At 63.3% G+C, this 12,757-nt stretch carries 12 protein-coding genes; 4 read left to right on the top strand and 8 right to left on the bottom strand.

The annotated features are described in order from the left end of the window. The first annotated feature begins 168 nt into the window (after nucleotides 1-168). Nucleotides 169-1,635, top strand: a complete 1,467-nt coding sequence (locus tag KFO72_RS39075) for an NAD-dependent succinate-semialdehyde dehydrogenase (protein ID WP_225034309.1) — start codon at nucleotides 169-171, stop codon at nucleotides 1,633-1,635. A gap of 94 nt (nucleotides 1,636-1,729) precedes the next feature. Here the strand turns inward: KFO72_RS39075 and KFO72_RS39070 are convergent, their stop codons facing one another. From KFO72_RS39070 to KFO72_RS39040, 7 genes are all read right to left on the bottom strand, one after another. Next, a complete protein-coding gene (locus KFO72_RS39070; RefSeq protein ID WP_060605496.1) occupies nucleotides 1,730-2,041 on the bottom strand; it encodes a helix-turn-helix domain-containing protein in 312 nt (103 codons plus the stop codon). Nucleotides 2,042-2,056: 15 nt separating this feature from the next. Next, on the bottom strand, nucleotides 2,057-2,398 hold the full coding sequence (locus KFO72_RS39065; protein WP_060605493.1) for a hypothetical protein: 342 nt from the start codon (nucleotides 2,396-2,398) through the stop codon (nucleotides 2,057-2,059). Nucleotides 2,399-2,652: 254 nt separating this feature from the next. Further along, entirely contained in the window at nucleotides 2,653-3,627 is a 975-nt protein-coding gene (gene lipA, locus KFO72_RS39060; protein WP_054933740.1) for a lipoyl synthase, read from the bottom strand. Between the two features lie 2 nt (nucleotides 3,628-3,629). Next, nucleotides 3,630-4,742 carry an acetoin dehydrogenase dihydrolipoyllysine-residue acetyltransferase subunit gene (locus tag KFO72_RS39055; RefSeq protein ID WP_054933739.1) on the bottom strand — a complete coding sequence of 371 codons (1,113 nt, stop codon included), beginning with the start codon at nucleotides 4,740-4,742 and terminating at the stop codon, nucleotides 3,630-3,632. Nucleotides 4,743-4,757: 15 nt separating this feature from the next. Then, entirely contained in the window at nucleotides 4,758-5,762 is a 1,005-nt protein-coding gene (locus tag KFO72_RS39050) for an alpha-ketoacid dehydrogenase subunit beta (RefSeq protein ID WP_060605483.1), read from the bottom strand. A 38-nt stretch (nucleotides 5,763-5,800) separates the two neighbouring features. Further along, nucleotides 5,801-6,778, bottom strand: coding sequence for a thiamine pyrophosphate-dependent dehydrogenase E1 component subunit alpha (locus KFO72_RS39045; protein ID WP_054933738.1), 978 nt, complete (start codon nucleotides 6,776-6,778; stop codon nucleotides 5,801-5,803). 75 nt (nucleotides 6,779-6,853) lie between these two features. Beyond that, nucleotides 6,854-7,984, bottom strand: a complete 1,131-nt coding sequence (locus KFO72_RS39040) for an ATP-NAD kinase family protein (protein WP_225034310.1) — start codon at nucleotides 7,982-7,984, stop codon at nucleotides 6,854-6,856. 452 nt (nucleotides 7,985-8,436) lie between these two features. Here KFO72_RS39040 and KFO72_RS39035 point away from each other — a divergent pair, with 452 nt between their 5' ends. Then, a complete protein-coding gene (locus KFO72_RS39035) occupies nucleotides 8,437-10,386 on the top strand; it encodes a sigma-54-dependent Fis family transcriptional regulator (RefSeq protein WP_062917051.1) in 1,950 nt (649 codons plus the stop codon). A gap of 18 nt (nucleotides 10,387-10,404) precedes the next feature. Here KFO72_RS39035 and KFO72_RS39030 read toward each other — a convergent pair whose 3' ends face one another. Continuing rightward, nucleotides 10,405-11,376 carry a helix-turn-helix transcriptional regulator gene (locus KFO72_RS39030; RefSeq protein WP_225034308.1) on the bottom strand — a complete coding sequence of 324 codons (972 nt, stop codon included), beginning with the start codon at nucleotides 11,374-11,376 and terminating at the stop codon, nucleotides 10,405-10,407. Nucleotides 11,377-11,468: 92 nt separating this feature from the next. On the opposite strand from KFO72_RS39030, the gene KFO72_RS39025 reads away from it, so the two are divergent. Both KFO72_RS39025 and KFO72_RS39020 read left to right on the top strand, forming a co-directional pair. Continuing rightward, the gene (locus tag KFO72_RS39025) at nucleotides 11,469-11,825 is read left to right on the top strand and encodes a putative quinol monooxygenase (protein ID WP_054933734.1); all 357 of its coding nucleotides are present in this window, start codon (nucleotides 11,469-11,471) and stop codon (nucleotides 11,823-11,825) included. A gap of 296 nt (nucleotides 11,826-12,121) precedes the next feature. Then, a complete protein-coding gene (locus KFO72_RS39020) occupies nucleotides 12,122-12,508 on the top strand; it encodes a DUF2917 domain-containing protein (protein ID WP_374727058.1) in 387 nt (128 codons plus the stop codon). Nucleotides 12,509-12,757: the final 249 nt, after the last annotated feature.

Genomic DNA, 12,757 nt, shown 5'->3' with positions numbered 1-12,757 from the left:
CCGCCCCGCACAGGGGCGACGCCTGAAGCACGCTAACAAATCGCGGATGCCAGCGCAAAGACAAATCGCGGATACCAGCAAAAGCAAAAGCAAATCGCGGACACCAGCAAAAAAACCAAAACCACCCAGCGTCGCAGACATCAAAAAAACCCCAAAGGACGAATCCAAATGACTGACTTGCGTAGCAAATTGAAAGACCCTTCCCTGCTGCAAAGCAAGGCCTACCTCAATGGCGAATGGCAGGATGCCGACAACCAGGAGACCTTCGAAGTCCTGAACCCGGCAACAGGCGAACTGATCGCGCAAGTGCCACGCATGGGCGCCCACGAAACCCGCCGCGCGATCGAAGCAGCCAACAAAGCCTGGCCCGCCTGGAAGGCAAAAACAGGCAAACAGCGCGCAGAAATCCTCCGCAAGTGGAACGATCTGATGCTGTCCAACGCCGACGACCTGGCGTTAATCCTCACCACCGAACAAGGCAAGCCGCTCGCCGAAGCAAAAGGCGAAATCGGCTACGCGGCCTCGTTCCTCGAATGGTTCGGCGAAGAAGCCAAACGGGTCTATGGCGATACGATCCCCACCGTCGCGAACGACAAACGCATCGTCGTCACGAAGGAACCCGTCGGCGTCTGTGCCGCCATCACGCCATGGAATTTCCCCGCCGCAATGATCACCCGCAAGGTCGGACCGGCGCTCGCAGCAGGCTGCCCGATCGTCGTCAAACCCGCTGAAGCTACCCCGCTCTCCGCACTCGCGCTCGCCGTGCTCGCCGAACGCGCAGGCGTGCCCGCCGGCATCTTCAGCATCGTTACCGGCGACCCGAAACCGATCGGCGGCGAAATGACCAGCAACGCGACCGTACGCAAGCTGTCGTTCACGGGCTCCACTGCAGTCGGCCGTCTGCTGATGGCGCAGTGCGCACCGACCGTCAAGAAGGTATCGCTGGAACTGGGTGGCAATGCACCCTTCATCGTGTTCGATGACGCCGATCTCGACGCAGCCGTCGAAGGCGCTATCGCATCGAAGTACCGCAACAGCGGTCAGACCTGCGTCTGCACGAACCGCTTCTATGTGCACGACAGCGTCTACGATGCCTTCGCCGAAAAACTCGCGGCAGCCGTGACCAGACTCAAGGTCGGCTTCGGCACCGAGCAAGGCGTGCAGCAAGGCCCGCTCATCAATGAAGCCGCCGTGCTCAAGGTCGAATCGCATATCGAGGACGCACTCGGCAAAGGCGCGCGCGTCGTCACGGGCGGCAAGCGTCACGCGCTCGGTCACGGCTTCTTCGAGCCAACCGTGCTCGCCGATGTCACGCCCGACATGAAAGTCGCTCGCGATGAAACCTTCGGCCCGCTCGCGCCGCTGTTCCGCTTCTCGTCGGATGCGGAAGTGGTCGAAATGGCGAACAGCACGGAGTTCGGGCTGGCGTCGTATTTCTATAGCCGCGATATCGGCCGTATCTGGCGCGTCGCAGAGGCGCTCGAGTTCGGCATGGTCGGCATCAACACGGGAGCGATCTCGAACGAGGTTGCGCCGTTCGGCGGGGTCAAGCAGTCAGGGCTTGGGCGCGAAGGCTCGCACTACGGCATCGACGAATATGTCGTGATCAAGTACATGTGCATGGGCGGTGTTTAAGCCCGCTCCGGCGCAACGCTTTCGCGCTGCGCCGGATGTGCCGCGATATAGCAAAGCCCGCTCGAAGCGGGCTTTTTCGTCTCTGCAAGGTCAATCATAAGGTTTCGAGCATCTGGATCGTCTCAGGATGCTTTTCAACCAGCTTGATCAGCACGGCAGCCTGAGCGTTCGGTTTCGCCCTCCCTTGCTCCCAATTCTGGTAGGTCCGCTCGTTCACGCGCAGACGGCGTGCCATGACCGCCTGTGACGCGTTGATGGATTCGCGGACGGCACGGATCTCCTCGGCCGTTACTTCCAGCTTGTCACGAATCTCAACCTTGACCTTGTGAAGTGTGGTCTTGCCTTCGTGAGCGGACTTGAGTTCTTCGAGCCCTTCCGTCAATTCGGCTAACAGATTCCGTTTCATGTCGCATCCTTTTGCTTATCGATTCGCAAGCTTGATGACTTCTCTCAGCATCTCGGAGAGAACCCCTCGTTCCTTCGACGACAGGTCTTCAGCTTCGTCCTTGTCGTACAGCGTGAACATCCAGAACTCGGGGCCCTTTACCCAGTAGTAGTAGATCACCCTGAGCCCGCCGCGCTTTCCCTTCCCGCGCCGTGCGTCGCCGAAACGGAGTTTGCGCAGCCCACCCGTTCCCCTGATGACATCCCCTGCTTCCGGGTTCTGCATCAGCACAATCTGAAGCGCGCGATATTCGTCGTCCGTCAGATAGTCGTCCCGCCACCGGCGAAATGGGCCTAGCTCGACGAAAGTCGCCGCCATGAGGAAATTATACGTTAATTGCGTATGGTTTGGTAATCTCAAGAATTCACCTCGCTCACCGGACCGGAAACCGATGATACGAGGGACAGGCCGTGATTCGAGGGTTGAATCCGGCCGTAAAACGCACTTGCAGAAATTTCCGCAACGCAGTTCAGATCAGGGAGACGTGTCGTACGAAAAGGCTTTGAAGAACGGATCGAATCCGACCCTCGGGGCGTGGTTTAGCTACCAGGCAGAAGCCACCGCTGTCACCCTCAAAACCCCGCCGTCTCATTCGCATGATACGAAGACCGCACCAGCGGCCCCGACACGACTTCTCGAAACCCCAGCTTCAACCCCTCCTCTCTGAAAACAGCAAAAGTCTCCGGCGACACATAGCGCTTAACAGCCATATGAAACCTCGAAGGCGCGAGATATTGCCCAACCGTCAGCACGTCCACATCGTGCGCACGAATATCACGCATGGTTTGCAGAAGTTCATCATCGCTTTCGCCGAGCCCGACCATCAATCCCGACTTCGTGACCACTGAAGCGTTCGCCTCCTTCACCCGCCGAAGCAGCGTCAAAGACCCGTGATAATCCGCGCCCGCGCGCGCCGCGCGATACAGCGACGGCACCGTTTCGATGTTGTGATTGAAAACATCCGGCCACGCCGCCGACAACGCGTCGAGCGCCCGCTCGACGCGTCCGCGAAAATCCGGCGTCAACACCTCGACACGTATCCCCGGCACGCGCTCGCGCAATAGCGCAACGCAGCGCGCAAAATGCGCCGCGCCGCCATCGCGCAGATCGTCGCGATCCACCGACGTAATCACCACATATCGCAGCCCCAGCGCAGCGACGGCATCGGCGAGCCGCGCCGGCTCTTCGTGGTCGAGCGGCAGCGGCCTTCCGTGCGCAACGTCGCAGAACGCGCAACGCCGCGTGCAGACGCCGCCCATGATCATGAACGTCGCCGTGCGCTGCGCGAAGCATTCGCCGATATTCGGGCACATCGCTTCCTCGCACACCGAATGCAGACGGTGCTCGCGCAGTATCGACGCCATGCCCGCCACCGTCTCGCTCATCATCGGCCTTGCGCGCAGCCATGCGGGCTTCGGCAGCGCGCCGCCCGGTTCGGGCGGCACGACCTTCACGGGAATGCGCGCGAGCTTGTCGCGGCTTCTCAAACCGTGCTGCCCGAGCGCGGTGACGCTGTCGTGGGCGGATACCTGCGGCGCGGCGTCCATCGTCAGGCTCCGAAGAAGTCGTTGAGCAGGCGGTTCACCTCCGATGCCGACTCCATCTGCACCATATGCCCCTTGCCTGGCAGCACATGCACGCGGATATCGCCGGGCAGCCCTTGCGCATGGCTCGCGGGAATGATCTGATCGAGTTCGCCCCAGATCACCAGCGTGCGCGGCGCGAGACTGTCGATGCGGTCGCGATAGCTGCGCTGCTGTGCGCCATCCCTGAACGCCGACGCCGCGATCTTCTGCAAGCTCTCGCCCACGCCTTCGAGCCGCTTGTACTTGACGATGTCCTCGACAAGCTGCCGCGTGACGAGCGAGCCGTCGGCGAACAGTTTCGTCAGATGCGGCTTCAGCGTATTGCGGCTGTTGCCCTGCACGAATCCGTCGATGTACTCGCGGTTGATCTCGTCACCGAGACCCGCACCCGCAATCAGCGCAAGCGACGCCACGCGCTGCGGCGCTTTCGCTGCCACCGTCATCGCGACGAGACTGCCCATCGAATGCCCGACGAAATGCGCGCGTTCGATACCGCGATCGTCGAGAAACGCGATCACGCTGTCGGCCAGTTCATCGGCGCTGCCCGACTCCACCGCTTTCGCCGATTCGCCATGCCCTGGCAAGTCCAGCGCATACACCGTGCGATGCGCCGCGAGGTCGGCGTGATTGAACAGCCAGTTGTTCAGATCGCCGCCGAAACCGTGGATCAGCACGGCCGGCGTGCCGCCGTCGCCGATCTTCAGGTAGCGAATGGTGCGCCCGCCGATCTGCGCTTTCTCCGGCTGCGGCCCTGCATCGGCGGAATCGGCGGCGAGCGGCACGAAGTCGCGCTGGAACGCTTCGACGGCGGCATCGATGTCCGTGTCCGCCTCCTGCTCATCGGCCACCACGCCGAGCAGCGCGCCGACGGGCAGCGTGTCGCCCTCCTGCGCGACCTGCCGTCGCAGCGTGCCGTTGAACGCGCACTCCACACCCGAAGCGATCTTGTCGCTCTCGACGTCGAGCACTTCGTCGCCCTTCGCCACCGTGTCGCCAATCGACTTCAACCAGCCGTTGACCTGCCCTTGCTGCATCGACAAGCCCCATTTGGGCATCGTGATCATGTGAATCGACATTGCTCGGTTCCTCGCTCAGTGTCGCGTTGCTTTGACGGCTGCGACAATCTTGTCCGCCGACGGGATATACAGGTCTTCCAGCACGCCCGAGAACGGTGTGGGCGTATGCGGCGCGGTGACGATCCCGACGGGCGCCTTCAGCGAATGAAACGCTTTCTGCGCGGCGAGCGCGGCGATATCGGCCGCGATCGAACAACGCGGGTTCGCTTCATCGACGACGACCAGGCGGCCCGTGCGCTCCAGGCTTTCCAGAATCGTCTCTTCGTCGAGCGGCGACGTGGTGCGCAGATCGATGACCTCGGCCTTGATGCCTTCTTTCGCGAGCCGGTCGGCGGCGTCCGTCGCGTAGTGCACCATGCGGCCATACGTGACGATGGTCGCGTCGTCGCCTTCGCGCACCACGTTGGCTTCGCCGAACGGAATCGCGTACAGCTCTTCGGGCACGTCGCCTTCGCGGGTGTAGAGCAGCTTGTGCTCGCAGAAGATGACGGGATCGTTTTCGCGGATCGCCTGGATCATCAGGCCTTTCGCGTCATAGGGCGTCGACGGGCACACCACTTTGAGACCGGGCACATGCGTGAACAGCGACGTCAGCATCTGCGAGTGCTGCGCGGCGGCGCGCAACCCGGCGCCCTGCATCGTGCGGATCACGACGGGTGTGACGGCATTGCCGCCGAACATGTAGCGGAATTTTGCGGCCTGATTGAAGATCTGATCGAAGCACACGCCCATGAAGTCGATGAACATCAGCTCCGCGACGGGGCGCATGCCCGCCGCCGCCGCACCGACCGCTGCGCCGATGAAACCGCCTTCCGAGATCGGCGTGTCGAGCACGCGCCCCGGATACTTGTGGAAAAGCCCTTTCGTGACGCCGAGCACGCCGCCCCATGCGTCCTGTTCGCCCGGCGATCCCGCGCCGCCCGCGTTGTCTTCGCCCATCACGATGACGCTTTCGTCGCGCGCCATTTCCTGACTCAGTGCTTCGTTGATCGCCTGAGAATATGTGATCTTGCGTGCCATGTCTGTCTCCTTGTTTGCCTGGAATAAAGCTCGATGAGTTACGGATACGACACGTACACGTCGGTCAGCAGATCGGCTTCCGTCGGCAGCGGTGCGGCCTTTGCCTTTACTACGGAATCGTCGATCAGCGTCTTCACATCCGCATCGATCTTGCCCAGATCGTCGGACGACAGCATCTCCGCACGCACCACGCGCTCCGCGAAACGCTTCAGGCAATCCTTCTCGTCGCGCAGCTTCTGCACTTCGCCCGGCGCGCGATACGTTTGCGCATCGCCTTCGAAGTGGCCGAAGTAACGCGACAGCTTCACTTCGACGAGCGTTGGCCCACCGCCGCCGCGCGCGCGTTCAATCGCTTCGCCTAGCGCTTCGTGCACCGCGAAGAAATCGAAACCGTCGACGATCACGCCCGGCATGCCGAAGCCGCTCGCGCGATCCGCGATGTTGTCGGACGCGACGGACCATGTCGAAGACGTGGCTTCCGCATAGCCGTTGTTCTCGGCGACGAAGATGGCCGGCAGGCGCCACACGCTCGCGAGGTTCATCGATTCGAAGATCGTCCCCTGGTTCGACGCGCCGTCGCCGAAGAAGCACACGCCCACGCCGCCCGTTTTCTTCAGCTTCGCTGCGAGCGCCGCGCCGCAGACGAGCGGACCTCCCGCGCCGACGATCCCGTTCGCGCCGAGCATGCCCTTCGACAGATCCGCGATGTGCATCGAGCCGCCCTTGCCCTTGCACACGCCTGTCTGCCGGCCGTAGATCTCGGCCATCATCCCGTGCACGTCGACGCCCTTTGCGATGCAATGGCCGTGGCCCCGGTGCGTGGTTGCCACATAGTCGCGGTCGTTCAGATGCAGCATCGTGCCGACGGCCGACGCTTCTTCGCCTGCATACAGATGCACGAAGCCGGGAATCTCGCCCGTCGCGAACTCGACGTGCAGGCGCTCTTCGAACTCGCGAATGGTGCGCATCAGCCGGTACGCTTCCAGTAGTTTTTCCCTGCTCAACTGATTTGACATGGTGTGTCTCCTTGATGATGTCGATCGTTACGGCAACGGGTGCGGATGGGCTCCGCTTGATTGAATGAACTCCCTTTATTTCGCGTGTGTTTTTGCTTGCATCAGGGCTCGCATCGAAACGCCCGCCATCTCGCGCATCAACTGACGCGACGCCGAGAAACGCAGCGTGCGGCTCACGTCGACAGTCAGCGGGCCGCTCCAGTCAAGCGAGATTTCGTAGCGGTCGTCACGCCCGATTTCGATCTCGCGCTCGCCGTCGAATGCGAGCGTGCCGCGGCGCGCGTCGATGGGCAGCCAGTCGCCGGGTTCGAAGCGCTCGCAGGTCCGCATCGTCACCTGATCGATGCGGCCGGGCGCAATGGGCGCGAAGATGGGCACCCCGTCGGGAATCTCATCGGGACCACCGTCGCGCTTTGCAATGCCATCCTCGTCGTGCAACGCGAACGTCAGATGCAAGCCGTGCGGCGCCGTGCGCTCAACAGGCGCCCACGCGCCGCCTATCGACGACAGCCCGATGCCATCGGGCGCGGCGAACGTGAGGAACAGCGACTCGATATCCGACGGCTCCGACACGGCCCGCGCGCCGACGAAGCGCTGACGGCTCACGCACACATCGACGAGCGCGATCTCTTCGCGCCCGCGATTCGGCCCCGCCACGCAACGCACGACGAGCCGCTTGTTGCGCGTCAACGCGACATCGGGCGGCACGACGCCCGACGCGACCAGTGCGCCCGCCATGCCCGCAACCGTCGCTTCGCGCATGTCGGGAAACGCGTTGTTGGTGCCCGTCGACAGCGTCAGCAGCGGCACGCCGCCGCAATGCGCAGCCACCGCGCGATGCGTGCCGTCGCCGCCCAGCACGGCGATCAGCTCGACACCTTCGCGCACCATATGCGCGGTGCCGGTGTGCGTATCGGCGACGCTATCGGTGATGGGCAGATCGACGAATTCGACTTCGGGCCAGCGCTCGGCCGTGCCCGTCGCCTTGTGCGTGTCGATCGCGCGCAGCAGCAGCGCGGCAACGCCCGTGCGATCGCGCAGCGTCAGCACGCGATCGACGCCGAGCGCGCCGAGTCCCGCGATCAGACGCACGACCATGTTGGCCTTTTCGGCTGTCGGGAACACGGACGCGTGCGTCGTGAGGCGGCGAATGTCGCGACCCGACGCGGGGTTCGCAATCACGCCGACGGTGATGGGCGATGCCACTGGCTTGTCTCCGTTGTGTTTGTCGAGCGCGGCTTGCGGGTCGCACGCAAGGCCGATTCGTGTGACGGGCATTACTGCAACAGCTATGCCAATTGCTCGACGAACCCGCAAAGAACGCGGAGAACCTTGTGTGGCAAGGCTTGCGTGGAATGTGAAACGCGTCGACGCGCGCACTACTCGCGTCGCATGACGCGGTGCACATGACGCACATCGCGCCTCTCACCGCACTCAGCGCGCGGCAACGCGACGCGCATGCATTGCGGCATCGAACGATACGCGTCTCACGGCTGTCTCACGCATGGGTGAGACGTTCGTCTCAGGCGTCTCGCGTGCTGCAATGCAGTGTGATTGCGCGAACGGGATGTGCTACAAGAAGGTCCGGCCGAAGGCAGCACCGCAGGCACCAGCGCGATCAATCCACCCGTATCGTCCGTTATAGACGGGAGCCGACCATGCCTTACGTCTCTCAAACGCAGCACGTCGACCGCGTGCGCGGCGCCATCGAAGGCCGCCTGCCCGCGCCTGCCAATTCGTCGCGTCTCGTGTCGTCGTGGCAGCGTTCGTATGAGCAATACCAGCTCGATCCCAGTTCGGTGATCGGGCCGCGCGTGCTGACCACGTCCGAACTGCGCGAAGTGCAAGGCAAGGAAGAAGCGTTTCTGCGCGCGTCGGGTCAGTGCCTCACGCGTCTGCACGACATGATCCGCGTGGCCGACTACTGCGTGATGCTCACCGACGCGCACGGCGTCACGATCGATTACCGTATCGACCGCGACCGGCGCGGCGACTTCAAGCATGCCGGTCTTTACATCGGCTCATGCTGGTCGGAACGCGAGGAAGGCACGTGCGGCGTTGCGAACGTGCTGACGGATCTCGCGCCCATCACCGTGCACAAGACCGATCACTTTCGCGCGGCGTTTACGACGCTCACGTGCAGCGCGTCGCCGATCTTCTCGCTGACGGGCGAACTGATCGGCGTGCTCGATGCGTCCGCCGTGCAATCGCCCGACAACCGCGACAGCCAGCGGCTCGTGTTTCAGCTGGTACGCCAGAGTGCCGCGCTGATCGAAGACGGCTACTTCCTCAACCAGACTGCGCAGCATTGGGTGATCTTCGGCCACCAGAGCCGCAATTTCGTCGAAGCGCAGCCGGAAGTACTGATCGCCTTCGACGAATGCGGCAACATCGCCGCGTCGAATCGCAAGGCGCAGGAATGCATCGCGGGCTTGAGCGGGCCGCGTCACGTCGACGAAATCTTCGATACGTCCGCCGTCCATCTACACGATGTCGCGCGCACCGATACGATCGTGCCGCTGCGCCTGCGCGCCACGGGCGCCGTGTTGTATGCGCGGATTCGCGCACCGCTCAAGCGCACGTCGCGCGTTGCACCTGTCGTGTCTTCGGCGAGCGCCGTCAACGCGTCATCCGATGCGCACGCCGACACGAGCCTCGACGCCATCAGCCGTTTCCTGCACAGCCGCGACTCGCGCATCGCGCGCAATGCGGAAGTCGCGCTGCGCATCGCGGGCAAGCATCTGCCCGTGCTGATTCTCGGCGAAACGGGCGTGGGCAAGGAAGTGTTCGCGCAGGCGCTGCATGCGTCGGGCGCGCGGCGCGCCAAACCGTTCGTCGCCGTGAATTGCGGCGCGATCCCCGATTCACTGATCGAAAGCGAGCTGTTCGGCTACGCGCCCGGCGCGTTCACGGGTGCGCGCAGCCGCGGCGCGCGCGGCAAGATCGCGCAGGCGAACGGCGGCACGCTGTTCCTCGATGAAATCGGCGACATGCCGCTCAATCTGCAAACGCGCCTCTTGCGTGTGCTCGCCGAAGGCGAAGTGCTGCCGCTCGGCAGCGATGCGCCCGTGCGCGTCGATATCGACGTCATCTGCGCGACGCACCGCGATCTCGCGCGCATGGTCGACGAAGGCACGTTCCGCGAAGACCTGTTCTACCGGCTGAGCGGCGCGACGCTCCACATGCCGCCGCTGCGCGAGCGCGCCGATGTGCTGGACGTCGTGCGTGCGGTGTTCGACGAAGAAGCACAAAGCGCGGGACATGTGCTCACGCTGGATGCGCGCCTTGCCGAGCGGCTTGCGCGTTTTTCGTGGCCGGGCAATATCCGGCAATTGCGCAACGTGCTGCGCTACGCGTGCGCCGTGTGCGATGCGACGCGCGTCGAATTGCGCCACGTGTCGCCCGATCTGGCGGCCTTGCTCGCGCCCGACGAAGCCGCGCCGCATGCCGCGCTCGCCGGCCTCGACGACGAGCGCGCGCGTATTGTCGATGCGCTCACGCAGCATCACTGGCGACCGAACGCGGCAGCCGAAGCACTCGGCATGTCGCGCGCGACGCTGTACCGGCGGATTGCGAAACTGGGGATCGTCGGGCCGCATCGGAGTTGATGCGTTGAACGGCCGCGGTCAACCCGCGTTGAGCGTCGCAATCTGCTCGCCGAGCTTGCGCAGGCGCTCGCGCAATTGCGGCGGGTCGAGCACTTCGACATGACCCGCCAGACCGAGCAACTGCTCGGCGGCGTAGCCGAGTTGCTCGACGGGCAAGGTCACTTCCTGCCAACCGTCCTGCGCCGAAGGCGGCGCGATCTGCGCCTGTTCGACGGCCGCCGCGCCGAGCCAGTGCAGACGCGTCATGCCTTCTGGCGAAAGCCGTAGACGCGCGGTGTGCTTCAGCAGGCTCGTTTCGAACGAAGCAACGGCCGCGCTCCACTCGTCGCGCAGATCGAACCCTTCCGGGCGTTCGAAGGTTTCGTCGTGCACCGTGAGCTGCGTGATGCTCGACACGCGATACGTGCGCAACTGCGTGCGCACGCGCGTGACCAGGTACCATTCGCCGCCCTTGAGCACCAGCCCGAGCGGATCGCGCACGCGCACGGCCTCGTTTTCGCTGCTGGCGTTCCACGTTCGGTATTGCATCGATATGCGCTTCTGTTCCCACACGGCGCCCGCTAGCACGGTCAGCCACGGTGTCGGCGAGGGCCGCTGATACCAGCCGACGGGATCGATATGCACCCGCGAGCCGATGCGCGAGGTATCGGGCGCGGCGTCGGGCAGCGCGGTGACGAGCTTCAGCTGCGCGGCCCGCAACTGCTCCGACAGGCCGAGATCGGACGCGGCGCCCGTCAGCCCCGCAATCGACAGCGTTTCCGCTTCGGCCTTCGTAATGCCCGTCAGTTTCGCGCGATAACCGTCGAGCAATGCGAAGCCGCCGCCCGGCCCGCGATCCGCGTAAACGGGCACGCCCGCCGCGCTCAACTGGTCGATGTCGCGATACACGGTGCGGATCGACACGTTGAATTCGTCGGCGAGTGCCTGTGCGGTCACGCGGCCTTTGACCTGGAGCATCAACAGCATCGAAACGAGTCGGCTCGTCGCCAATTTTTTCGCTCCCTTCTAATTCATGACATGGGTTGTCAGTTATTGCCGAGTATAAAGGTAGTTATAGACGAAGATCTTCAGGAGTGTGCGGAATGTGCGTGACCTACGTAGTTCGCTTTCAGGTGTTGCCCGACAAGCTCGAACGCTTCATGTCGCTGCTCGACGGCGTACTCGACGCGATGCGCGGCGAGCGCGATTTTCGTGAGGCGGTGCTGCATCGCGATCCTGATTCGCCGTGTCGGCTGATGCTCTATGAGACGTGGGAAAGCCCTGACAACGAAAGCGAAGAGCAGATTCATCGTCCGTACCGTCGCGGCTATCACGAGGCGCTCGCCGACCTGCTGGTGCGCCCGCGCGAAGTCACGCAATGGCACACCGTGCGCGCAGACCGATGCGCCGCGCGGCTCGAATCGCGCGATGCCGAAGAACTGGCCGAGGTGCGCGCATGAGCATGCGAACGTTCGTTTCCAATGCGAGGGCGATGCCATGACGATGCAACACGTGCGACAAAACTGGTTGACAACACATCGACGTCAAGACAAACTCGAATGCATGCTGACCCTCATCACCAACGCCTACGTCATTAAAAACCGTCTGGCACGCCATCGCGGCGGGCCTATGGGAGCGTGCGTGCGTTAGTAACTGCAGCAGTCAGCGAATCGATCCCAAGGCCCCGCCGGAAACGGAAGGGGCCTTTTGTTTTGGGTAAGCCTTCCGGCCTCTGGCTCAATTGACGGAGTGCATGATGGACAAGGCTTGTCAGCAGTTCACCGATGACGAATCACTTTGCTTTGCGCGCTCACACGAAGAGCGTTTGCCGAGAGTCGTCGTCCACTTTGAAGTGCAACCTGGCGCGACGATGTCGTGGCGCGTCGATGCGAACACGGAGCTTCTCGTGCAAGGCGCGCGCGTGTGGTTGACGCGCGCGGCGTCGCCGTACGACCACTGGTTGCAGATCGGCGAGACGTTCCGGCTGCATCGCGGGGAGCGCGTCTGGATCAGTGCGGACGGCAACATGCCGGCAAGGCTTTCGTTGACGACGCATCCCGTGGCGTTGCAAGGCAGACTGGCGCGTCTGCTGGAGCGCTGTTCTTCATTGGGCGCGGATATTTTTGCACCGCGGTCGCGGTGAGTTGTTTTTCTTTTGCTGCGCAGGGTTGGGGGTGTTTGCTTTTGCTTTCGCTGGCATCCGCGATTCGTTAGCGCGCTTCACGCGTCGCCCCTGGGCGTTTGCCTTTGCGCTGGCATCTGCGATTTGCTTTTGCTTTCGCTGGCATTCGCGAATGGTTAGCTTGCTTCAAGCGTCGCCGTTCGTGTGTTTTGAGCTTTTCGCTGGCATCCGCGTTACGTTAGCTCGCTTCAGGCGTCGCCCCTGTGCGGG

It is taken from the genome of Paraburkholderia sp. XV, from assembly GCF_020177535.1.
GTDB classification, from domain to species: domain Bacteria; phylum Pseudomonadota; class Gammaproteobacteria; order Burkholderiales; family Burkholderiaceae; genus Paraburkholderia; species Paraburkholderia caribensis.
The sequence above is the reverse complement of the archived record's forward strand: the minus strand, read 5'-3'. Positions and strand labels throughout refer to the sequence as shown.